General features: G+C 68.3%; 23 protein-coding genes and 1 pseudogene. 18 read left to right on the top strand and 6 right to left on the bottom strand.

Features of this window, described 5'->3' with window-relative positions:
* The first annotated feature begins 53 nt into the window (after positions 1-53).
* From CCN37_RS16755 to CCN37_RS16690, 15 genes are all read left to right on the top strand, one after another.
* Positions 54-839 (top strand): AraC family transcriptional regulator, encoded by a 786-nt coding sequence (locus tag CCN37_RS16755; protein WP_086821713.1) that lies wholly within the window; start codon positions 54-56, stop codon positions 837-839.
* A gap of 214 nt (positions 840-1053) precedes the next feature.
* Positions 1054-1380, top strand: a complete 327-nt coding sequence (locus CCN37_RS39935; RefSeq protein WP_168200700.1) for a hypothetical protein — start codon at positions 1054-1056, stop codon at positions 1378-1380.
* 8 nt (positions 1381-1388) lie between these two features.
* Positions 1389-2570, top strand: a complete 1182-nt coding sequence (locus CCN37_RS16750) for a glycosyltransferase (RefSeq protein ID WP_210408068.1) — start codon at positions 1389-1391, stop codon at positions 2568-2570.
* A 52-nt stretch (positions 2571-2622) separates the two neighbouring features.
* Complete coding sequence (locus CCN37_RS16745; RefSeq protein WP_086821711.1) at positions 2623-3585, top strand: terpene synthase family protein; 963 nt, start codon at positions 2623-2625, stop codon at positions 3583-3585.
* The gene (locus tag CCN37_RS16740) at positions 3582-4556 is read left to right on the top strand and encodes a hypothetical protein (RefSeq protein WP_143261644.1); all 975 of its coding nucleotides are present in this window, start codon (positions 3582-3584) and stop codon (positions 4554-4556) included. Before CCN37_RS16745 ends, CCN37_RS16740 begins: the two co-directional genes overlap by 4 nt.
* Positions 4547-5152, top strand: a complete 606-nt coding sequence (locus tag CCN37_RS16735; RefSeq protein WP_086821709.1) for an ABC transporter ATP-binding protein — start codon at positions 4547-4549, stop codon at positions 5150-5152. Before CCN37_RS16740 ends, CCN37_RS16735 begins: the two co-directional genes overlap by 10 nt.
* Positions 5149-5931 carry a hypothetical protein gene (locus CCN37_RS16730; RefSeq protein WP_086821708.1) on the top strand — a complete coding sequence of 261 codons (783 nt, stop codon included), beginning with the start codon at positions 5149-5151 and terminating at the stop codon, positions 5929-5931. Before CCN37_RS16735 ends, CCN37_RS16730 begins: the two co-directional genes overlap by 4 nt.
* Positions 5932-6249: 318 nt before the next feature.
* Positions 6250-7356 (top strand): hypothetical protein, encoded by a 1107-nt coding sequence (locus CCN37_RS16725; protein WP_086821707.1) that lies wholly within the window; start codon positions 6250-6252, stop codon positions 7354-7356.
* A 270-nt stretch (positions 7357-7626) separates the two neighbouring features.
* A complete protein-coding gene (locus CCN37_RS16720; RefSeq protein ID WP_086821706.1) occupies positions 7627-7839 on the top strand; it encodes a hypothetical protein in 213 nt (70 codons plus the stop codon).
* Between the two features lie 7 nt (positions 7840-7846).
* Entirely contained in the window at positions 7847-8413 is a 567-nt protein-coding gene (locus CCN37_RS16715; protein WP_086821705.1) for a MauE/DoxX family redox-associated membrane protein, read from the top strand.
* Complete coding sequence (locus CCN37_RS16710; protein WP_086821704.1) at positions 8410-8961, top strand: TlpA disulfide reductase family protein; 552 nt, start codon at positions 8410-8412, stop codon at positions 8959-8961. Before CCN37_RS16715 ends, CCN37_RS16710 begins: the two co-directional genes overlap by 4 nt.
* Entirely contained in the window at positions 8958-10760 is a 1803-nt protein-coding gene (locus CCN37_RS16705; RefSeq protein WP_086821703.1) for an ABC transporter ATP-binding protein, read from the top strand. The genes CCN37_RS16710 and CCN37_RS16705 overlap by 4 nt, the downstream gene beginning before the upstream one ends.
* The gene (locus CCN37_RS16700; protein WP_086821702.1) at positions 10757-11176 is read left to right on the top strand and encodes a S26 family signal peptidase; all 420 of its coding nucleotides are present in this window, start codon (positions 10757-10759) and stop codon (positions 11174-11176) included. Before CCN37_RS16705 ends, CCN37_RS16700 begins: the two co-directional genes overlap by 4 nt.
* 103 nt (positions 11177-11279) lie before the next feature.
* Positions 11280-12791: a hypothetical protein gene (locus CCN37_RS16695; RefSeq protein WP_143261643.1), complete on the top strand. Its 1512-nt coding sequence runs from the start codon at positions 11280-11282 to the stop codon at positions 12789-12791.
* A 693-nt stretch (positions 12792-13484) separates the two neighbouring features.
* Positions 13485-14039, top strand: coding sequence for a DUF5994 family protein (locus CCN37_RS16690; RefSeq protein WP_246843090.1), 555 nt, complete (start codon positions 13485-13487; stop codon positions 14037-14039).
* A gap of 311 nt (positions 14040-14350) precedes the next feature.
* On the opposite strand, the gene CCN37_RS16685 is transcribed toward CCN37_RS16690, so the two are convergent.
* The 3 genes from CCN37_RS16685 to CCN37_RS16675 all read right to left on the bottom strand — a co-directional run bounded on the left by CCN37_RS16685 (position 14351) and on the right by CCN37_RS16675 (position 17957).
* Complete coding sequence (locus CCN37_RS16685; protein ID WP_210408067.1) at positions 14351-15571, bottom strand: AI-2E family transporter; 1221 nt, start codon at positions 15569-15571, stop codon at positions 14351-14353.
* Between the two features lie 162 nt (positions 15572-15733).
* Positions 15734-16786 (bottom strand): acyl-CoA desaturase, encoded by a 1053-nt coding sequence (locus CCN37_RS16680; RefSeq protein ID WP_086821700.1) that lies wholly within the window; start codon positions 16784-16786, stop codon positions 15734-15736.
* Positions 16787-17111: 325 nt separating this feature from the next.
* The gene (locus tag CCN37_RS16675; RefSeq protein WP_086821699.1) at positions 17112-17957 is read right to left on the bottom strand and encodes a triacylglycerol lipase; all 846 of its coding nucleotides are present in this window, start codon (positions 17955-17957) and stop codon (positions 17112-17114) included.
* 533 nt (positions 17958-18490) lie between these two features.
* On the opposite strand from CCN37_RS16675, the gene CCN37_RS16670 reads away from it, so the two are divergent.
* Both CCN37_RS16670 and CCN37_RS16665 read left to right on the top strand, forming a co-directional pair.
* Positions 18491-18871 carry a hypothetical protein gene (locus tag CCN37_RS16670; RefSeq protein ID WP_143261642.1) on the top strand — a complete coding sequence of 127 codons (381 nt, stop codon included), beginning with the start codon at positions 18491-18493 and terminating at the stop codon, positions 18869-18871.
* A 110-nt stretch (positions 18872-18981) separates the two neighbouring features.
* Positions 18982-19461: pseudogene (locus CCN37_RS16665) on the top strand (sigma-70 family RNA polymerase sigma factor); the annotation flags it as partial.
* Positions 19462-19614: 153 nt separating this feature from the next.
* Here CCN37_RS16665 and CCN37_RS39930 read toward each other — a convergent pair.
* Both CCN37_RS39930 and CCN37_RS16660 read right to left on the bottom strand, forming a co-directional pair.
* Positions 19615-19779, bottom strand: coding sequence for an RGCVC family protein (locus CCN37_RS39930; protein WP_168200698.1), 165 nt, complete (start codon positions 19777-19779; stop codon positions 19615-19617).
* On the bottom strand, positions 19766-20902 hold the full coding sequence (locus tag CCN37_RS16660; protein ID WP_086821697.1) for a N(5)-(carboxyethyl)ornithine synthase: 1137 nt from the start codon (positions 20900-20902) through the stop codon (positions 19766-19768). The genes CCN37_RS39930 and CCN37_RS16660 overlap by 14 nt, the downstream gene beginning before the upstream one ends.
* Before the next feature lie 614 nt (positions 20903-21516).
* On the opposite strand from CCN37_RS16660, the gene CCN37_RS39925 reads away from it, so the two are divergent.
* Entirely contained in the window at positions 21517-22002 is a 486-nt protein-coding gene (locus CCN37_RS39925) for a DUF5994 family protein (protein ID WP_168200697.1), read from the top strand.
* 36 nt (positions 22003-22038) lie between these two features.
* On the opposite strand, the gene CCN37_RS16650 is transcribed toward CCN37_RS39925, so the two are convergent.
* Positions 22039-22341: a hypothetical protein gene (locus CCN37_RS16650; RefSeq protein WP_143261640.1), complete on the bottom strand. Its 303-nt coding sequence runs from the start codon at positions 22339-22341 to the stop codon at positions 22039-22041.
* Positions 22342-22346 lie beyond the last annotated feature (5 nt).

Below are 22346 nucleotides of genomic sequence, written 5' to 3'. Positions count from 1 at the left end.
GCGTGCGACCCACCAATTCCACTGCTAACTGGGAAATCGCACGACCTTCACCCATGAGCACACCGCCCGGTGTCGACATGGCCGGATTCCGCATCCGTGATGAGCGCCCCGTCGAACTGCGAGCCATTCCTCACCCAGCCGTCACCGTGGCCGTCGAGTTCGGCGACCGCCCGTTCGACATCCACGGCGCCACCGGTCGCACGCGGTCGGAGAGCCTGGCCGCTGGGCTCGGCTTCACCCCGTTCCAGGTGCGCGCCGAGGGCGTCGAGTGCGTGCAGATCCGCCTGTCCCCGCTGACCGCGCACCTCGTGCTCGGGCTCCCGCTCGCCGAGCTGCGGGGGAGCGTCATCGCGTTGGACGAGCTGTGGGGCCGCGACACACCGCGCCTGCGCGAGCGGCTCCACCACGCGCGCACCTGGCCGGAGCGCTTCGCCCTGATCAACACCGAACTGGTCACCCGGCTCCGAACGGGGAGGCCCGTCGACCCCGAGGTGGCCTGGGCCTGGCGCCAGATCGTCGCCAGCCACGGCCGAATCCGCGTGAGCGACCTCGCGGCCCGAACGGGGTGGAGCCGCCAACGCCTGTGGTCACGCTTCGGCGCACAGATCGGTCTGACCCCCAAACGCGCCGCCGTGCTGGTCCGCTTCGACCACGCCGTCCACCGCCTGGCCAGCGGGCACGCCCCCGCGCGAGTGGCCGCGGACGGCGGCTACGTCGACCAGTCCCACCTCCACCACGACGTCCGGGCGTTCACCGGAACAACCCCCGCCGTTGCCGCGAACGAGCCGTGGCTGGCCGCCGACGACACGGCATGGCCAGCGCACGACGGCGCTGCCTGACCGGTCACAGACGACCGGTTCATGAGCTGTTCCCTGAGAACGGAGCGCACGAATGATGGTCTCGGCCCGCTGAACGCGGTCAGCGAAAGGGCGGGCCGTTCTCGTCGCAGTTCAACGAAGGGGAACCATGGACACGCGCCAGCTTGCTTTCCTTGATGACATCGAATCCGGTTCGACCACTCCGGCTCCCGTCGCGAACGGGGTCGCGAGGCGAATGGGTGCCCTTGGTTTCACGATGGTCGCCGGAGCGGCGTTCTTCGCGCTGAGCGCCGCACCCGCCAACGCGACGGTGGTGGGCGCCGGTCAGGAAGCCCAGTCCGCCGGTGCGCTCGGGGAAACCTGCACCATTTCCGACCACGTGCGGCGCGACCACTTGAAGCGCTGCATCAGCGGTGGCGGGCAGGCCTCGGTGAGCCACAGGTTCCTGAACGAGACCTCGTGCGGTGTCGGTGGGCAGAAGAGCAGGTACACCTTCGCTCGCACCATGCACAGCTCGTGCGCCTCGGGCGAGATGCTCCCGTACACCACTCCCTGCCAGTGAACCCCTGGGTGCGCCGGCTCTTCCCGCCGCTGAGCGAACTGGAGTTCGCCGGGGAGCCGGCGCCCCTCCCGGTCGCGGTCGTGGTGCTGGCGCGGGACGAAGAGCGTTGCATCGCGCGCTGCCTGGACAGCGTGATCGGCCGGGGCGCGGACCGCGTCATCGTGATCGACACGGGCTCCGTGGATCGGACGTCGAGCATCGTCGACGAGTACCGGCGGCACGGCGTCGAATCCGTTCGGATTCCGTGGCCGGGCTCCTTCGCCGACGCGCGCAACCACGCGATCGACGTGGTGCAGACCGGCTGGATCGTTTTCCTCGACGCCGACGAATGGTTCGCCGAGAAGTCCGCGGACCAGTTCGTCGCCTGCCTGGAGTCGCTCTCGGCCGCGCGATCCTTGGACCGGCTGGCGTTCGCGCCGATCATCCACCACCCCGACTCCGGCATGAGCGTCGTCGAGCTTCCTCGTATTTTCCTTGCGGACAGCGGAATTCGCTATCACGGCGCGATCCACGAGTACCCGGTGCTGCCCGGCACGACGCGGCCGCCGCAGCTGGTCGGGCTGGACGTCTGGCTGCACCACGACGGCTACCTGCCCGAGGTCGCCGTCGCCAAGGAGAAGATGGATCGCAACCTCAACCTGCTGAGAACCGCCCGCGAGGAGGACCCGGGCAATCCGCGCTGGCTCTACTACCTGGTCAAGGACGGACTGCCGACGCTCACCCGCGCGCACCTCATCGAAATCTGCACGGAGCTGCGGGTGCTCGCCGAGCGCGACGCCCGCACCGGCGACCGCCGCACCGCGGGTGAGTACTACCAGCTCACTCTGAGCGAGGCGTGCCAGGGACTCGCGATCGCTGGCGACTGGCCCACCGTGCTCCGCTACAGCGAGGAGATGCGCGAGCCGGACGCCCACTACTACCGTTCGATGGCCGCGTTGCTCACCGGTGTGCCCGAGGAGCACGACCTGCTGGCGACCATCGGACTGCGCCGAGCGCAGGAGCGGGTTTCCACCAGCGCCCTCGACAGCTCCGGCCGACACCTGGACGCACTGATCATCGCCCTGCTGGCCCGGTTCCGCGGTGCGTCGACCGCTGAGGGCTACCACGAGCTCTGCCACCCCTGGACCGACGTGTTCTTCGAGGACTCCCGGCTTCGGACACCGGAGTTCCAGCGCCACCCGTTTGAGTGATCAACTTCTTGCTACGCTGCGGCCGCCGTGGACCGTTCAGTGGGGAGCCGGAGTGGAATTGGCCTTGCCGTTGCCGAGCGCCCTCTTCGGAGCCGCGTCCGTGCACCCCGACGGCGCGTGGGTGCGCGCGCGGCACGAGCAGTGGTCCGGGCAGCCGGCCGGCGCCGTTGTCGAGGCGTGCCTGCACATCGCGCCACACGTCCCGGCGGAACGGGTGCTGGAGCTGTCGTTGCTGGCGACGATGTTCACCGGCGTCGACGACCTCCTCGAGCAGGCCGGCCCCCACACCGGGCCCGCCGCCTACGCCGCCGTCATCCGCGCGGGTGAGGCGCCGACCGTCGGCAGCCCGAACCTGCTCGCCTTCGGGCGCGTGGTGGAACGGACGCGACGGGCTTTCGGGCCACAGCTGTACCCCCGGGTGGTCACCGCCTTCGAACAGTGGGCGCTCTGCATGGCGCCCGGGAACGCCGCAGCCTCCGGGTGGGAAGACCTCGACTCCTACCTCAGGTTCCGGCGACAGGACTTCGGCTTCGACGCCATGCGCGTGGCGTCGGAGTACGGCGCCGGGGTCGATCTCACCGACCTGGAGACGTCGCCGCTGCTCGACGATCTGCACACCGCCTGCTTCGAGCACGCGCTGTTCGTCAACGACCTGTTCTCCTACCGCAAGGAAACCCAGGCCGGAGACGGCAGGAACGCCGTCAGCGTGCTCATCTCCACCGCAGGCATGACGCCCCAGGCCGCGGTCAACGCGGTGTGCGAGCGAATCACCTCCGCCGAGGGCGCGTTCGGCACGCAGGCCCACCTGCTCACACAGGACGGTCCTGGCCTGCGAGCCGATGTCGTCGAGTACGTGCGCTGGTGGCGACAGGTGCTGGGCGGCAACATCGCATGGTCCCTGACCACACCGCGCTACAACGGCGTCCAGCACCCCGCCACCAGCACACTGCCCACCCACATGCTCCTGCGCCCCGACCACACCGAATACCGTTACGCCACAACGGTTCCGTCATGAGCGACGCCGTCCACCGGCCAGCCCCGGCACTCGGTGTGGAACTAGCCCTGTCCCTGCCCAAGACGCTCTTCGGAGCCGCGCTCGTGCACCCCCGGGCAGCCTGGGTGCGCGCGAGGTACGACGAGTGGGTCGGCCGCCCGGGCGCCAGTTCCCGGGCCGCGGTCGATCAGTGCCTGCACATCCTCCCGCACGCCCCAGCTGAGCGGGTGCTGGACGTGGCGCTGTTGCTGTCACTGTTCGGCGGGCTCGACGACCTGCTCGAAGCCAACCCGCACACTGAGCTCGCCACGTACTTCTCAAGCCTCCGCACGGGCCACGCGTCGACTGACGGGCACCCAGAACTGGACGTCCTCACGCGCGGCATGCAGCACGCGCAGCGGGCCCTCGGACCGCGACTGTTCGCCCAACTGCTCTCCGGCGTCGAACAGTGGGCGAACAGCATGGCGCCCACGGCCTCCGGCTGGGCCGACCTCGACACCTACCTCCAGCTCCGGCGAGCGGACTTCGGCTTCGACGCCATCCGCGTGATGGTGGACCACGCCGCGGGCATCGATCTCGATGAGCACCGGACGTCCCCGTTGCTGGACGAACTGCTCGCCGCCTGCTTCGAGCACGCGCTGTTCGTCAACGACCTGTTCTCCTACCGCAAGGAAACCCAGGCCGGAGACGGCAGGAACGCCGTCAGCGTGCTCCTCTCCACCGCGGGAATGACACCCCAGGCGGCCGTCGACGTCGTGTGCGAGCGGATCACCGCCGCAGAGCGGACCTTCGCCGATCTCGGCGCGCACGCCGACATCGCCCAGTACGCGACCTTCTGGCGGCACGTCCTGGCAGGGAACCTGGCCTGGTCCATGACCACGCCCCGCTACAACGGCGTCCAGCGCCCCGCCGCCAGCTCGTTGCCCACCCACATGGTGCTGCACCCCGACCACACTGAATACCGCTACCGGCAAGGAAACGGATGCAGGTGAAGGACGTGCACCACGCCTATCGCCGACGCGTGGTGCTGCGCGGCATCAGCATGCGACTCCGGCCCGGCGTGCTCGCCGGGGTCGTGGGGGAGAACGGCGCCGGGAAGTCCACGCTGTTGAAGGTCCTTTCCGGCGAACTGCGGCCCGACAGCGGCACCGTCCACCACGGCGGACGCATCGGGTACTGCCCGCAGGAGGTCGTGCTCAACGACTCCCTCACCGTCCGCCAGCACCTGGAGTTCTTCAAGACCGCCTTCGGCCTCGCGGACCTGCGCCGGGCCGAGGAGATCATGGAGACGCTGAACTTCTCCGACTACCTCGACGAACGAGCCGGTGTGCTCAGCGGCGGCACCAGGCAGAAGCTGAACCTCACCCTCGCACTCATGCACGACCCGCAGGTCCTGCTGCTCGACGAGCCCTACCAGGGCTTCGACTGGGACACCTACCAGCGGTTCTGGGAGCTCGCCTCGCGCCTGCGCGACGCCGGGCGCTCAGTGCTGACCGTTTCCCACCTGGCCTACGACACCGAGCGCCTCGACGAACTCTGGCAACTTCGCGACGGCGTGCTCCACTCGCACACCGGGACGACTGCGTGAGACGGCAGCTCACCTGGTTCGCCACCGCCACCCGGTGCGCGCTGGTCGAACACGCCCGCAACCGCTTCGCCATGGTCCTGGTCGCCCTGTTCCTGCCGGCGTGGATCTCCCTCATCCACCTCGCGATCCCCCGAGAGCCCGTGCCCTTCCGATTGGCGGCCACCGGCGAACTGCTCACCCCGCGCGGCAACGAGCTCACCCAGATCTCCGGAGCACTCAACGCCGTCTGCATGATCACCGGCTTCATGATGTTCGCCGCCGCTTTCGCCAGCGGCAGGTTCGACCGCCGCCTGGCCATGGCCGGCTACCCCCGAACCCACCTCGCCCTGGCCAAGCTCGCCGCGCTCGCGCTCATCGGCGTCGGCGTCGTCGCCTACGCCACCGCCGCCATCTGGGCATGGACACCGCCACAACAACCCCTGCTGCTCGCCACCGCGCTGTTCAGCGCCGCCATGACCTACGGCGCACTCGGGGTCACCTTCGGCTCCCTGCTGCACAAGGAAGTCGAAGGCATGTTCGCCATCATGATGATCAGCGTCGTCGACATCGTGCTGCAGAACCCCCTCGTCAGCTCCGGCGCCGACAGCCCTTTCGTGCCCTACCTGCCCGTCTACGGCGCCGTCCAAGCAGCCACCGCCGGCGCCTTCGCCACCTCCACGCCACTGCGCGGCCTCGGCATCCAGCTCATCTGGTTCGCAGCGGTCGCGGCGATCGCCCTTCTCTCCTTCCACCGACGCACCCGCAACGCCCTGTCCCCGACAGCCATCGCTGAGCGATGAAACTGCCGTTCACCGCCCACCACACTCGCCAGCCCGAACGCCGCATCCGCGATCAGCCAGGGTGAGGCCGGTCGAGGGAACCCATCGGGCCCGTTCTCGCACTCGCAGCGGATCGCGGCCGGGTCGTGACGCAACAGATCCGCTCCGGCCTGACTGCGAGCCTGATCGTTCGGATAGTCCCCTGCCGCACCCCCGTGCTCTCCGGCCGACGCACTACCTGCGGAAACCAGGGCCGCTGCGGAAGGGCAATGCTTCCGTTGTGTGTCAACCGGTTTCACTGAGACTGTCCATAGTGGATGGTCTCGGTACGGTGTGCGGATGACCAGGGTCAAGCTTTCCGCCGTGTTCGGCGGTACCGGTCCCGCGCCCGTGGAGCGCCTGGTGTGTCATCCGCGGTTGCCGTTGGTGGCTGCCGTGGACGGGGGGCGTCGGGCGGTGCACGTCCTGGACTGCGGGCGCAACGAGCTGGGCCTGCTCGCCGGCATCGGCAGCGAGTCGAGTGCCTACGGCGAGGTCGAGCCGTGGGAGCGGGGGATGCGCGATGCGTTCGCGGTCTGGCATCCCGTTGAGCCACGGTTGCTGGTGGCGACCGAGGGCACCGTGTGGTCCTGGACTCCCACCGAACTCCGGGAATTGACCGGTCTGCCGGCGGGGGCCGTGTACGAGGAGCTGTTGTTCAGCCCTGACGGCGACACGCTGTGGGCCTCGCCTTCGGCAACGAGCTCACGGGATGTGGATGCCATCGGCCTCGTCACCGGCGAGGTGGTCGTTGTCGGGGTGTACCCGCAGGGCGGCGCGCACCCCTCCGGTGCCGTGATGCTGACGACGTCCCAGGACCAAGGCGGCTCGCGCATCGACTTCCTCCGAGTCGAGCAGGGTGCGCCGGCCGATCGGCAGCTGCAGCGCTTGATGGTCCTGCTCGGCAACGACGGGTACCAGCCGCCGATCTTCAGCCCTGACGGCCACTTCTTCGCGATCCGGGGCTGCGCCTACGGAGAAACCCTCACCGCCTTCGCGTTCCCCACGCTGGAGGAGGTGCTCCACGAGAAGTTCGACGGCACCGAAGACGACGGCTGGTGGCGCAACGACATCACCTTCGGCGCGAAACCCGGCACGCTGTGGGTCGGCACCCCGACCGGAGCGTTGTGGTCCTACGACCTCGTAGCCGGAACCAAGACCGACCACGGAGTGCTGGCCGGACCACCGGTGACGGCGATCGGGTGCACCTCGCTCGGACAACTGGTCATCGGCTGCGACAACGGCGAGATCCTGCTCGCCTCCATCAACGACGGCGCCGCCGTTGACCACCCCGTCGATCTCGACGCCGTGCGGGCCGACGCCGCGGCCTTCCTCGCAGCGACCGAGGACGTCCCGGAGGACGTCGACGACGTCGATTCCTTCCTCATCGCCGCCAACGACGACTGAGACAGGATCCCGACGCGCTGGTTGTGCCGATTCGCTCGCCAATCGACCCGGTCACCCCGCCGTGACAGCTTGCGATGTTGATCTACATTTCCTGAATCGCGCGACTACTGTCGGTCATGCCCCGAATCGCGTGGTCACGGGCGGATTTCACTCCTGGTTGAACGGTCCGCTCGATGCCCTCCCGTTCCGTTTAGCGTGCGGTGTCTCACTCGGACACCTGGGGGTGTCGCTTCCGAGCCGACGACCCTCGGCGCACGAAAGGAACCGGCAATGATCAAGCTGCTGGAACGGGCGGGTGAACTGCTGCTGGAACGGTTCGTTCCTCGGATCGAGGCGCAGGCAGGGGAGACCTGGCGGGAACGGTGCGAGTGCCGTTACGACAGCGCTGGCATCGGGTACCTCTGGGTGCGCGATTGCCGCTACGCGCCGGGCAGTGGAGAGAAGCGGTGCGGCCCTTGCTACAACAACATCACCCGCTGCTGACAACGCGATGAACCAGGTCACGCCGGGCTGCGCCGTGCTGCTGTCCGTGGTGTTCGGCGTCTCGGCGGCGAACAAGCTCGGCGGAGCGCGGTGGCGTGCCTTCGTGGCGTCGACGGGACTCTTGCGTTTGCTGCCACCGAGTTCGCGGACCTGGGCGGCGGGTGCGGTCGTGGTGGCTGAATCGGCCATCGCCACCGCGCTCGCCGGTGCCGCGGTGCTGGGGGACCCGGTCTCCGGAATTGCCGGATTCGCTGGTGCGGCGGCGTTGCTGGTGGTTTTCACGGCAGCGATCGTGATCTCGCTGCGCCGCGGCGATCGGACACCGTGCCACTGTTTCGGGGCTAGCGCGGTGCAATTGGGGTGGCCGCACGTGATGCGCAACTTCGTGCTGCTGATCGTGGCCGGTGCCGGGCTGACAGCAGCGGCCGCGGGTGGCGCTGCACAACCGGCAGTCGCGCTCGTGTCCGGCGTTGCCGGTGGAGCGTTCGGCTTGCTCCTGGTGCGGTTCGACGATCTTGTTGATCTGTTTCGCCCGGCGACCCGGGCCGGGGATGGCGTAGGGGGAAGTCGATGACCGTGGTGATCATCGCGGTGACCGTGCTCGGTGTGCTCGTGCTCGTCGATCTGGTGCTCACCTTGGGCGTGGTCAAGAGGCTGCGGACGCACGCCGCGCTGATCGAGCAGGCACTGTCCGCGAGGGACCCGCTGCCGCCGATCATGGCTCCCCGGGGCGCCACGGTCGCACCGTTCGAGGCGCGCACCGTCGACGGGAAGACGTTCTCCCTCAACGACTTGGCCGATCCCACGCTCGTCGGGTTCTTCTCGGCCGACTGCCCGGCCTGTGGCGAGAACCTGCCCGCGTTCCTCGACCGGGCCCGCGCCCTCGGGCGCGACCGGGTGCTGGCCGTGACCCACGGGACCACCGACGAGGTGTCGGATCTGGTCGCGAAGCTCAGCGCGGTCGCCTCCGTGGTGACCGAAGCGCCGGACGGGCCCCTCGGCAGGGCGTTCGCCGTGCGAGGTGTTCCGGCACTGTGCCTGGTCGAGCCGACCGGAACGGTGGTGGCCAGCGGCTCGGAGATGGCCGCCCTGCCCACCCCGGCGGACCTTTCCCGGCCATGATCAGGAACGCAGCCGCCGCGGTGGGCGTGGCATGGCGCGCCGCGCCCGCGTTGCTGCTCGGACACCTGACTGCCGGAGTGCTCGCCGGGATGGCCCCGGTGGCCGCCGCGTGGTTCACCAAGCTCGTGCTCGACCGGCTCGTCCTCGGCCAGACCGACGACCTGGTGTGGCCCGCGCTCGCCCTCGCGACGACCGGGGCGCTCACCATCGTGATCGTTCAGGGCTCGCAGTACCTCTCGGGCGAGCTCGAACGCCGGGTGGCCATGCTGACCCGCGACCGGCTGTACACCGCGACCGGCCGCATGGGCGGGCTGGCGATGCTGGAGCAGCCCGCGTTCCAGGACCGGCTGCGGATGGCGCAGCTGCACAGCGACAGCGGCCCAAGGCTCATCCTGGAATCGGTCGTGGGCGGCGTGCAGTCGCTGATCACCCTGCTCGGCTTCCTCGGATCGCTCGCCGCACTGAGCCTCGTCCTGGCCGCGACCGCCCTGCTCGCCGCGATCCCCGCACTCCTCGCCGAAATCCAGCTCAGCCGCAGGCGGGCCACCGTGCTCACCGCGCTGAGCCCGACCGAACGGCGGCAGTTCTTCTACGCCGACCTGATGACCAGCCTGGACGCGGCCAAGGAGATCCGGCTGCTCGGCCTCAACGCCTTGTTCCGCAAGCGCATGCTGACCGAGTTCGCGCACGCCAACGCCGAACGGCGCCGCATGGACCGACGAGAACTCGGCGTGCAAGGGCTGCTCGGCGTACTCGGCGCCGTCGTTGCCGGAGCCGGACTGGTCTGGGCGATCCTCGCCGCTGGCCGTGGCCTGCTGACCGTCGGCGACGTCGCGGTGTTCCTCGCCGCGGTGGCCGGAACCCAGGCTTCGATCACGGCCATCGCGGGCAGGCTCGGCACCGCCCACAACGCGCTGCTGCTGTTCGCTCACTACCAAGAAGTGACCAAGGCCGAGCCCGACCTGCCCTGCCCACCCGACCCCGCACCGGTTCCCAAGCTGAGCAACGGAATCGAGCTGCGCGACGTGTGGTTCCGCTACAGCGAGGACCACCCGTGGGCGCTGCGCGGCGTCAACCTGACCATCCCTTTTGGACAGTCCATGGCGCTGGTCGGCCCGAACGGAGCGGGCAAGAGCACGCTGGTGAAGCTGTTGTGCCGCTTCTACGACCCGACCCGAGGCTCCGTGTCCTGGGACGGGGTGGACCTGCGCGACATGGCCGTCGAGCAGTTGCGCGCCCGCATCGGCGCCGTGTTCCAGGACTTCATGTCCTACGAGCTGAGCGCCGCGGAGAACATCGCCCTCGGTGACGTCGACGGCGCGGACGAACTACGACTCGGCACCGCCATGAAGGACCGCGTCCACGACGCCGCTCAGCGCGCAGGCGTCCACGACATGCTCTCCGGCCTCCCTCGCGGCTACGACACCATGCTGTCCCGGTTGTTCCAGGACGAGGACGACGACACCGGCGTTCTCCTGTCAGGCGGCCAATGGCAGCGAGTCGCCCTGGCCCGCGCGTTCCTACGGGACCAACGCGATCTGCTCATCCTCGACGAGCCTGCCTCCGGCCTGGACGCCGACGCCGAGGCCCAGATCCACACCCGCCTCGCCGCCCACCGAGCCGGCCGCGCGAGCGTGCTCATCTCCCACCGCCTCGGGTCCGTTCGCGACGCCGACCAGATCGCCGTGCTCGTCGACGGCCGGATCGAGGACCTCGGAACACACCGCGAACTGCTCCACCGCGACGCCACCTACGCCCGCCTGTTTCGCATCCAGGCCAACGGATACGCCCCGGCATGACGTGGCTGCGCACCATGCTCGCGCGTCGCTGGATCAGCGTCACCGTCGACGGCGACAGCATGCGCCCGACCTTCAACCCCGGCGACCGCCTGCTCGCCCGGCGGATCAAGACACCACCCCAGCCCGGCGACATCGTCGTGATCGAAGCCCCCGTGCTCTCGGACAACCGGCCGACCTGGCACCTGCCGCCGCCCGGCCCAGGCGACCTCGACCGCCAGTGGCTGATCAAACGGGTCGCCGCGATCGCCGGGGACCTCGTCCCGCCCGCCGCGGCCGGAATCCTCGCCGCCGGAGACGTGGTCCCTCCAGGAACCCTGCTCGTGATCGGCGACAACCCCACGCACAGCCATGACTCCCGGCACCTCGGCCCCATCCCGATGAACCGGGTCATCGGCCGCGTGAGGCCGTCGCCATGAAGACGAGCGAAAGGATCGAATCCTCTCGAAATGCTTGTCCTGTGTCCCCGGTCGGACTACCCCTGTCCTGACCGGGGAGTACCGGTCCGTGTGGGGGAGACGCATGAGTGGGTGGCGCGGCCTTGTGGCCTTGGCGTTGGTGGCACTGAGTCTCGGCGGGTGCTCAGGCCCCACCGCGGCGCCGGACCAGGCGGCGGCACAGCCCCCCTCGCCGGAGGACGCGGCCATCTGGGCGAGCACGCAGCTCGATCCGTGCAAGCTCATCACCCGCGCGGCGCTGACCGCCTTCCAACCCAGCGAGCCCTACCTGGCCACCCCGCATTCGTGTGCGGTTGACGCCGCCACGGCGCGCAATCCCGGGAGCCATGTCGTCGTCGGGGTCCGGAGCGGGTTCGACCACGCGGAACGAAGCTACGCGGAGCCGTTGACGGTGGGCGGGTTCGTTGCCTACCAAGTGGTCGAGGTCTATCCCGACGAATCCACATGTCGGGTCAGCCTGCCGCTTTCCCCGACCGTCGCACTCCAGATCCGCACCCCCGCGGACGGACCGTCGCTCGCCGGCTGCACCCTGGCACGAGCAGCGGCGGCCGTCGTCGCTGAGGCGATGAAGAACCCGGCTGCACTGGCACGGCAGCCTGGCAAGGGACTGGCCGAGTGGGACCTCTGTGCGCTGACACAGCGCGCCCTTGGCGTGACCACCGCGCCGAGGACGATCAGCACCTCGACCGAGGACCAGTGCTCCACCGCGGGGGAGGAGAAGCACGCCATCACGGTGTCGACCGGCTTCGGCCCCGAGCCCGTCACGCTGCTCCCGGAACGGACGGACTTCACCGCCGTCCAGCTCAACGGCGTGCAGGGCATCCAGGGTGAGCGAGACGGTCGCTGCCACGTCACCTGGGCTCAGGAAAGCGTCCCCGGCGCGCAGCCGGAACGCGGCTTCCTTGGCGTCCTCGCCTCGGCACCGACCTGCCCGATCGCCGTCGACACCGCGAACAAGCTCCGCTCGGCGCTGCCCGGCGCACCTCCCGCCGCGCCTCGCGCCCCCCTGAAGCTGGGCTTCCCCGCCGGCTCCCGCGACGAGCCGACCGACCCGGAATGCCAGGTCCTCATCAAGGTGACCCCGCAAACCTGCCGCGCTGCCAGACCGATGCCCGCGCCCCTCGGCATCCAGGCCAACCTCAGCGCGGCCGGGCAGACGGACGCCGTGGACGCGGCCTGCGCGCTGCTCGCCGAGGGCATCCGCGCGACCGGCACCGCGGCACCTGTCATGGTGGTTGACACGAACCACTGCGTCGGTGGCCCCAAGGAGTTCTCCGTCAGCTTCCGCCTCGCAGTCCGACCACTGTCCTCGGCCGCCGCCTTGTGTCTTGAGCAGGGCAGGAAAGCGATCACCGTCGCCGGTCGGCCCGCCCTGCTGTGCAAGGACACCGACACCGACAGGCATCTCGTCATCGCCCTGCGCGGTTCGCTGCAGAGCAGTGCGGCGTTGGTCATCTCCAGCGGGACGAGCATCCCGCGCGGGCTCTTCGGCGACGTGCCCCGGGACGCCGCGCGGACGAAGCTGGTCGACAAGGCCGCCGAACACATCCTCACCAAGTACTTCAGCAGCGAGTAGCACCAGCCAGTTGTTCTGGTGCGGTCCTCAAGGCGTGGCCGCGACGGGCTGGCCCGCCTGCCGTGCGTTCACGACGGAGGCGACCCATCGAGGTGCGTCACAGAGCTCCTGTGCTCGGAGTGGGACAACGCATCGTTGCCCGTCGAACCTGTCAACTCTCGGCGATGACGAGGACGACCGCGGTCATGGCCCGCAGGAGGAAGTTCCCCTGGCAAATGAGGACGCCCCACACCGTGACGCAGTGCGGATCGAGCAGCCGCCCCGGTGGTCGTTAGATGATCTCGCAGGGGTGCCAGGGGACCGACGATGGTTGTCCTGGTGCGGCAGTGCTCGACCAGCGCGAGCGTGGCGGAGTCCCGGAGGATCGCGGCGTTGGTGGGAAAGCGCATCTGCGTGTCGGTGTCGTAGATGATGTCCGGTGCGTTGGTAGCGGCGGTTCGCTCAAGCTCTGGACCAGGACCTCGTCAGCGCCGAAGGCACAGAGGTGCAGCGCGGCGAGGCTGCCCTCACGGCTCGTGCCGACGCCGAGCCGAATTCTCAGGAAGAGGCGAGATTGAATTCGGTCGATCAGGTGTGTCACAGCGTAGAATCGGCGTTGTCGAGAACATCTCGCACGCGGGCGGTCAGGCTCGCGTCGTCCCGATGACAGACCCAGACCGGCCGGATTCCCCGGCTGGGGACGGGAGTGCCGACATGACGTCGGGACACCTGCACATCGCCACCTCACCGGCCACGACGGCCACCGAACAGCCTCGGCAGGCACTTCGGTTGAAGCTGAAACCGAAGGCGCCCACCACGGGGTACGTCGACGGAGCGTGGTGGCCCCGCTCACGGGACCTGTCCACCGAGTTGCCGCCGCTGCTCGCGGTGCTGGCAATTCGGCTGGGTCGCCTCCAACGGGTGAGCTACAACCTCACCACCTGGGACGCCGCCCCGCGCCGCGTCCACATCGACGGCCACCAGGTGCGGCTGAGCGGATTCCGCACCCAGCACCCGCACACCGTGGACGTCATCGGGCTGGACGGGCTCCGCCTCACGCTGCTGGTGCTGCCGCCGAGAACCGACCCGGTGACCGCGCACCAGGTCATGATGGCGGCTCGGCGGGACAACAACGCGAGCATCGATGACCTGCTCGCAACCGTGGTCACGGCCGAGTCGGGGCCGACGGCCACCGACCTTGCCGACGACCACGCCGCGGAACGCTGGGAGGTCGACGGCGGTCGGGTGCGCTACTTCAGGGGCGCTTAGCACGCCTGCTGTCGCGGTGGTGCGCCGACGGCCTGGAGGGGACGCAGTACTGAGGCCTCTAGTGCCACCGGCAGACGGGCCTCGTTGCACGTGGTGGTGTCAGGTGCCGTAGCTCGCAACGGGCGTGCCGTTCACGCGCCTTTCGCGACGGCGACGAACTCCCGGTGCTTCCTGCCACGCATGTCCGGTCTGCCAGCATGCCAGGCCGCGGTGGTCCGGCAGGTGTGCGGAGGCAATGAGCTCGGGGATCGCCGTCTCCCTCCTGGACGAGCAACAGTCGCGACGAACGAGCCCCGCGATCAGCTGTTGCGTCAGCCGCGGTCCAGGCGGGGGAACAGTACTTCGCGGGCCAACAGCAGCAGGGCGGCTGCCGCGGGGATGGCGACGAGGGCACCCACGACGCCCAACAGTGCGCCACCGAGCAGGACGGCGACCACGGTGACCAGGGCAGGTACTTTCATCGCACCGCCGATGATCTTCGGGACCAGCAGATACTCCTCGACCAGCTGGTAGAGCAGGAAGAACCCGATCGTGACGAGGCAGACCGGCAACGACACCGTCAGCGCTACGAGGCTGACGACGATCCCGGCCATGGTGGCGCCGATGATCGGGATCAGGTCCAGCAGCGCCACCAGGATCGCCAGCAGCAACGCGTAGGGAACTCCGACGATCACCAGGAACACGAAGGTGACCGTTCCGGCGATGAGCGAGATCACCAGGTTGCCCAAGACGTATGCGCCGACCTTGGCCGAGATCTCATCACCCAGCAGGATCGCCCGCGGCCGACGTGATGCTGGGATCAGCCGGTATCCGACAGCGCGCAGGCGGGGCAGGTTGGCGACGAAGTACACCGTGAGCACGATCAGGATCAGGACGTTGCCCAGTGCGCTGAACACGGCTTGCCCGGCGCCGAGCACACCACCCATGAGGGTCGCTCCCTGAGCGCTGAAGAGCTGTTCGAGCTGCTTCTGCAGCCCGAGGCCGTCGTTGAGCTGGCCCAGAAAGGTGTTGTGATCCCGGGCCTGCTGGAGATAGCGGGGTACGTTCGTCACGAACTGGGTGGCCTGCTCGACGAGAACCGGGATCGCCACGGCGAGGAACCCGTCCACCCCGGCCAGCACCGCCATGAACACCGTGGTGACCGCGGCCCACCGCGGCAGCCGACGAGTGACCAGCCAGGACACCGCCGGTTCCAGGCCGACGGCCAGGAACAGGGCGAGTCCCATGAGGATCAGGAGAGCCTGGATGCTGATCACGAGCTGGACCAGCCCGTAGGTCAGCGCGACCCCGGCAGCGGCGGCCATCCCCACGAAGAACGGCGACCGGAGGTCCACCCGTTTGCCCAACGGCCCCAGGGGCCGATCCGGTGTGCTGATACGGGCTGCGGTGTCCTCGGCGTCCGCGACCGGTCCCTCCCCGCTGTTGTGGGGTTGGCCCACCAGATCGTGATGCCCTGCCTCGCCCACCTCGTCGGCGCTGCGGCCGCTGTCGGAGGAACCGGTCGACTCCGACGAGGCATCAGGTCGGGGCATGGCGTCATCCTCCTGGTCACACGGTTACGACGGGGAGTGCGGATGAGCGTGGAAATGTCCCACCGGCCAACCTCAGGGCGCACCCGCCACACCGCCAGGTTCTCCGACGGAATGAGCTCCTGGACATGAGCGTCGGTCGACGATCCCGTCCAGCAGGCGAGTTCATCGCGCGGTGTCCGGTGTGAGCGGACGGCGCAGCGTCGCGCCCGCGTCGTGCAGGTGCTGGAGAACCTGCTTGTAGGAAGCCAGAAGTCCGCACTGGTTGTACGGGATTCCGTGCCGGATGCAGAAGTCGTGGACCAGGGGCTGGGCGCGGCGCAGGTTGGGACGGGGCATGTGCGGGAACAGGTGGTGCTCGATCTGGTGGTTCAGGCCCCCGAGCACGCCGTCGACCCACCGGCCGCCGGTGATGTTGCGAGAGGTCAGGACCTGCTTGCGCAGATGGTCCAACTTCTGGTCGCGGGTCAGCATCGGCATGCCCTTGTGGTTGGGCGCGAAGGAACATCCCAGATAGAGACCCATCACCGCCTGGTGCACCAAGAGGAACAGCACCGCCTTACCGGGGGAAAGGAGCAGGAACAGCGCGGTCAGGTACCCGGCGAGCGGAACGAGCAGGAGGACGCCCTCCAGGCCAGGGCGCCGGACCTGGCCGCGCAGGACCGCGTGGACACCAGCGACCCGCAGCAGCACCGCTTCCACCGTCAACAGAGGGAAGAACAGGAAAGCCTGATACTTCGTGACCCAGCGGTTCAGGCCCCGTTTGGTGTGAGACTGTTCGCGGCTGAAGGCCAGCGCCGCAATGTCGATGTCCGGGTCGTGCTCCTCGTGGTTGGGGTTGGCGTGGTGACGGTTGTGTTTGTCGACCCACCACTGATAACTGATCCCCGTGATCGCGGCGTGAACGTAACCGACGACGTCATTGGCCCAGCGGGAACGGAAGATCTGCCCGTGGCCGGCATCGTGGCCGATGAAAGCGAACTGGGTGAACACCACGGCGAGGAAGACCGCGGTCAGCAACTGCCACCAGGAATCTCCCAACCACAGCAAGACGAGCACGCCCGCTGCCAACAACATGAGGTTGACCGTCATCCGCGCCGCGTAGTAGCCACGCCGACGCTCCAGCAGCCCAGCTCCTCTGATTTCCCGGGCCAAGCGAGCGAAGTCAGTGCCAGGACCTGAGGCACCCCGTCCCTGGGAGACTCCCGAAGCTGTCATCACCGCTGCCCTTCCAGACATCCTCGACCCGGCGCGGGACTGGTGCTGGTCGGATTTCCTTCACCAGCAACGGCTAAACCGAACCTGTCCCAGATACCCGCAACCACCCCCCACCTCAACCCGCTGCGGGGAAAGCGGACAGCGATCCCGTTATGTGGTGCGGCTCAGCTGCCGAGGCGGCCACGTTCGCGCCACAGCTCGACCACTGTCCCGCCCACGGAACCGTCTGATGGGGACATCTGTCGGGATGACGGTTCCGGACGAGTGCCGCGGGGTTTTTCTGGGAGAGCTGGGGGACCCGCGTTGCTGGTGCCACTTCGCTGCCCTACCGGTGGATTGCCTTCTCCTGCAACCACGTCTTGATCGTGTGGTAGACGCGAGGGTGGCGGAGCAGCGCGAAGTGGGTGATACCGCCGAGCCATCGGAGGTCCGCACGGTGGTTGCGGTTCGCCGAGCTGGAAGGGCGAACGAGGAGGTCTCCGAGGATGTGCCCCCAGCGGCTTCCCTGCGAACGCGACAAGGTCGCGGAGATGAACAGTTGTCGTGTCTGCGGGGGCAGCACGGTGGCCGGGGTGTCGGTGGCGGAGCGGTCGATTCCCGGCTGCGGCGGGTGCACGTGGCCGTGGGCCAGGTCTTTGATGCCGTTGCTGCGTAAGCCCAAGAGCCTGGACAGGGGCACTGCCAGTGGAAGAGCGTCGAGCAGGGTGATGACCCGAACCACCGCGCGCTCCAAGGGCGCGCCAGAGTGCGGTGTACCCAGGCACACCAGTCGGGTTGCCTTCTCCGACCAGGGGCGCCGCGCGGCGTGAGCTTGGTGCAGCGCGCTGCGCGCCACGAGACCGCCCATGGAATGTCCAATGAGGACGATCTCGGTGATGTCGACCGGCCACTTCTCATCCAGTGCGCAGAGAAGCTCAGCGAGTTCGGTTCCGCTCTCGGAGATGTGGCGGCCGGAGTTGTAACGCAGGTAGACCGCGCTGTACCCGAGGTCATCGGCCAGAAGGCCACCGAAGCTGGTGCCGGTGCGGTTCCTTCGGCGCGGGAACCACGATCGCTCGGTGTCGACGAGGCCGTGGAGGAACACCGCCAAGTGCCCGGTGGCGCGCGGATACGCCGCGACGAGCGCGTCCCGCTCCGCCCGCACCAGACGGTGATCGACCCGCACGGACATGTATGAGGGGACGACATCCCCACGCACATCCGACCGCGCACCGAATGCGCCATTGACGAAACCCACCACCCGTTGCCCGGGAACCGAGTCCAGCAGGACACGAACAGCCGATCTCAACGACGGGGCCGCCGATGCGCGCCGCGCCGTCCGCGAGTGGAGGTCATGCGTTGTGCTTCCCTTCGCTCGTTTCACCCCAGCCCCATGCCGTGATCGTGCTTCACCGGTTTGCACGCACAGTCTGTGTGTACCCGTTGCGGTCCCGATGAACACCGGGGGAACGGCGTTGTTGAGCGCGGCTGCTTCCTGTGGCGCGCAATGCCTCTGGTGTCTGAGGAGTGTGGTGGTGGTGAGTTGCCCGCAGCGGCGCTAGGGTGAGGTGTTCTCGTCGGGACGTGCCAGGACCCCGTGCGATCGGCGATCAGTCAACCTCCGGCCTTGCGTGTTTCACGTCGCGGCCGAGTCAGGAGCCGATCGTGTCAGGATCGACGTTTGCCACTCGCGCCGTTCCAGGTCGGACCGGGTTGCGTGTGTGGATGACGACAACTCGCGGCAGGCTCCGAGGATGCGTTCCCATCGAGGTCATCGGTCAGATCGACCTCGACACCTCCACCGTGCTCGAGCGGACACTCGAGCTCGCCCGTATGGAGGCGAGAGCGGCGGCTGCGATGACGATCGTGGTGGACCCGGGCGAGGTGTCGAGGTTGTCCGCCGCGGGCATCGGTCTTCTTGTCCGCGCGCACGCGCGCCGTCTGCCGCACGCGCTCATGCTGTGTGTCGGGACGCGTCATCTCCGCGCCGTCTTTCCCTTGCAGGTGAACGGGGTGGCGGAGTTCTTCGCGCTCAGCACCGGAACTGCGGGCGCCGTCGACACACGGCACGCCGCATTCGTACCAGGGCAACGGAGAACGCGATGAGACCACTCGCTCTCGGAAATGCAGGTGCCCCGTTGTCTGTCACCGAGCGGGCGCGTGAGCAGCTCGCCGCCGCGGCATAAGGAGATCAGTGCGCCTTCGCCAGCCTCTACGACACCCTCGCCGCGCCGGTCACGGGTGTGGTCGTCGCGGTGGTGCGCGATCGGTCCCAGGCCGAGGAGGTCGTCCAAGAGGTGTTCGTGGAGATGTGGCGCACCGCTGCCCGTTATCGTCGTGATCGCGGCACCGTCCTCACCTGGGCTCTGACGATGGCCCACCACCGCGCGGTGGACAGGGTGCGCTCCAACCAGTCCTGCCGCGCTCGGGAACACAGGGCGGTGTTCGAGGCCAGCCGGAGCCGGCCCTACGACGAAGTCGCGGAGTCGGTGCTGGAGTCCTGGGAGTGTGAAGACGTGCGACGGTGCCTGGCGGATTTGACCGCACTGCAACGTGAATCGCTCGTCCTGGCCTACTTTTACGCATTGACCTACCAGGAGGTCGCCGCACTGTTGAAAGTCACGCACGCGGCGGTCAAGACCCGGATACGCGACGGGTTGGTGCGCTTGAGGAAGTGCCTGACGCAGTCAGGTTGAGTCGCACGAACAAAGCACGCAACGTCCACGTCCTTCGGCGTGGTCCCGGGCCGCGGACAACAACGATCATGTTTCGACACCGCTGAGGCTCTTCCTGAAGCGCAGCAGCACACCGTTGTGCACGACGGCGATTCTCAGGGTGACGTCGGTGCGTCACCGGCAGATGCAGCCTCGGGGCAGCACGGAAGCCGTGGTCGCGGTGCAGTAGCGAACGCCGATCGGGTCGTGCTCGTGCCACGGGTGCGGGCACGCGGCACAGATGTCGGCAGCGTCGGCGCGGTTGTCCAGTACGGCGGTGTGCAGTTCAGTGCCGGGCATGTGGGTACTCCGATGATCGATGTTGGAACGAGAGGATGCGGGGGTTCAGGACGGTTCCTTCGCGGATTTCGATGGCACGCCGGATGATCTCGCTGGAGTCCCAGGCGCTGGTGAGAACCGGACGCAGATGCGGGAGCAGCGCTTCGCTGATCTCCCAGGTCGCCGAGTTCCACAGGTAGGACGGGCTGTGGTCCACGCCGTAGTAGCGCACGTGGTCTCCCAGCAGGAAGTCCGGTTGTGTGAACGAGGTGGGGCGTGCCCACTCGAAGCCCATGCCCGCGTCGCAGGAGACGTCGACGACCAGTGTTCCCGAGGTCAGAGTCGGCAGATCCTCGTTGCTGAGGAACGTCAGCGGCGCGTCGGTGTCCTGAAGCACGCAGTTGACGATGATGTCGTGTTCTGCGAGGAACCCCGCCAGCGGCACGCGGCCGTTGTCGGTGAAGGCGTGGCTGCGCCGCGGATCGGCGTCGTCGTGGTCGAAGTGGATGATCCGCGCGGAGTGGATGGGCGAGCTGACGGCTGCGACGCCGCGGTTGGTGAGGATGGTGACTTCGTGCACCCCGAGCGCGTTGAGAGCCGTCACAGCACCTCGCGCGGTTGCGCCGAAACCCATCACGACTGCGCGCAACCGCCGCCCGTAGTCACCGGTCGAGCCGATCAGCTGCAGGGCGTGCAACACCGAGCAGTAGCCGGCGAGCTCGTTGTTCTTGTGAAAGACGTGCAGACCGAACGAGCCGTCGGAGGTCCAGTGGTTCATCGCCTCGAAGGCGATGAGTGTCAGCCGCCGTTCAACGGCGAGCTGGGTGAGCGCCTGGTCCTGGACGCAGTGCGGCCAGCCCCAGAGCACTTGCCCTTCCCGCAGCTCCGCGACGTCCTCGGCGAGTGGCTTCGGCAGCAGGATGACATCGCATTCCGCGATGAGCTCTTCGCGCGAGCGCAACCCCGCGACGGAGGCCGCGAGCTGTCCGTCGGCGACGCCGAAGCGTTCCCCGTAACCGTGCTCCAGGTAGATGCGACCCCGAAGGTCCGCATCGATCCGGTCCAGGTGCTGCGGGTGGATGGGGAGCCGTAGTTCGTTCTCCTTGCGGGACTGCGCGATGACGCCGAGGCTGAGCTGATCCACGTGTGTCCTGTTTCCTTGATGGGCCGGGCGAGGGCGAAGAACTCGTGGAGCTTCCGGCTGAACGCCGAGCAGGCCAGCTCGTGGGCGGTCCCGGTGATCATGGCCCGGTCCGTGTCGGGGTCGAGCCAGCGAGGCAGCCCGGCGCGGCCGTCCCGTCGGTCCGCCATGCCGCAAGCTCGCTCGCTCCGCGGTCAACGCGGGGGCGTTCGGGTCGGCGTGCGCATATCGGCCTTCCACCCCGGCCGGTGATATTCGAGAAAATGGTCCACTGCGGAGCGCAAGTCGACTTGAAGGGGTGATGATCTCCTTGTCATGCTACACGAACCACCTGTGCTCGCGATCAGTTCCGCAAGGTCGGAAAAAACGACGAGCACATCCTGAGAATCAGCTGCGAGTGCGTGACCTGCGGCGATCGTCCTGCTGGTGACTTTTTGAGGTTTAATCAGCCACAAACGGCGGGGTGGTCGAAAAATTTCGCAACATTTCGGTCGATCATGGTGGAACTGGTGTAGGGTCGCGTTGTCGAGAAAAATCACGCAGATGACCGATTAAGCTCATGTCGTGCTCGACGAAACCCATACCGGCCGTCTCCGGCCGGGGACGGGAGTCCTGACATGACGTCGGCACCCCACCATCCCATCGCCCCAGCGGCCACTCCGGCCGCCGAGCAGCCTCGGCACCCGCAACGAATCCGGTTGCGGCCGAAGGCGCCCACGACGGGGCAGGTCGACGGTGCGTGGTGGCCGCGTTCCCGGGACCTCGTCGCCGAACTGCCGGCGTTGCTCGCAGCGCTGGCAGTTCGGCTGGGTGACATTCTGTGGGTGAGCTACAACCTCACCGAGCGGAGTTCCGCGCCACGCCGCATCGTCGGCGGCGGTCGCCAGACCCGGATCGACGGGTCCAACTCCGGGCCCGCGCACACCGTGGACCTGGTCGCGGCGGACAGGCACCGCCTCACGCTGCTCGTCGTTCCGTCGAACGCCGACCCGACCGCAGCGCACCAGACCATCACGCTCGCCAGGCGCCAGCGTGTCCGCGTCGAAGCAACGCGAGACCGACCTGCCCCACGCCTGGATCAGACGGGGAAGCGCACCTCATGACCACATCGAGCTACCTGCCCCTGTACGGGCGCAGAATCATGCTGGTCCAAGAAGTGCGGGTCTAAGCGTCGCGCGGCCGATCCAGGACGGCGCGGATGACGAACTCGCGGCGCCGACGTCGGCGAAGACGTCTGGTCGATCTCCGTCGCACCGGCCGTCGTTGCGCGCGAGCTTGTTGCCGATGCCGACGACCAACCAACGACCGCCAACCTCGCGCAGTGCCGGGCCGGTCGCTCGGCGGGTGCACTCATGCAGCACTTGCGCCATCCCGAAGTCAACCGCGACGTGCAGCGGCACGGTCACCCACATGCTGGCGCCGACCTCCAACGCCAACCACATCGCGA

Origin of the sequence: Allokutzneria sp. NRRL B-24872 (genome assembly GCF_002155965.1) — a bacterium.
GTDB lineage: Bacteria > Actinomycetota > Actinomycetes > Mycobacteriales > Pseudonocardiaceae > Allokutzneria.
Note: the sequence above shows the minus strand (reverse complement) of the source record. Positions and strands in the feature narration are given on the sequence as shown.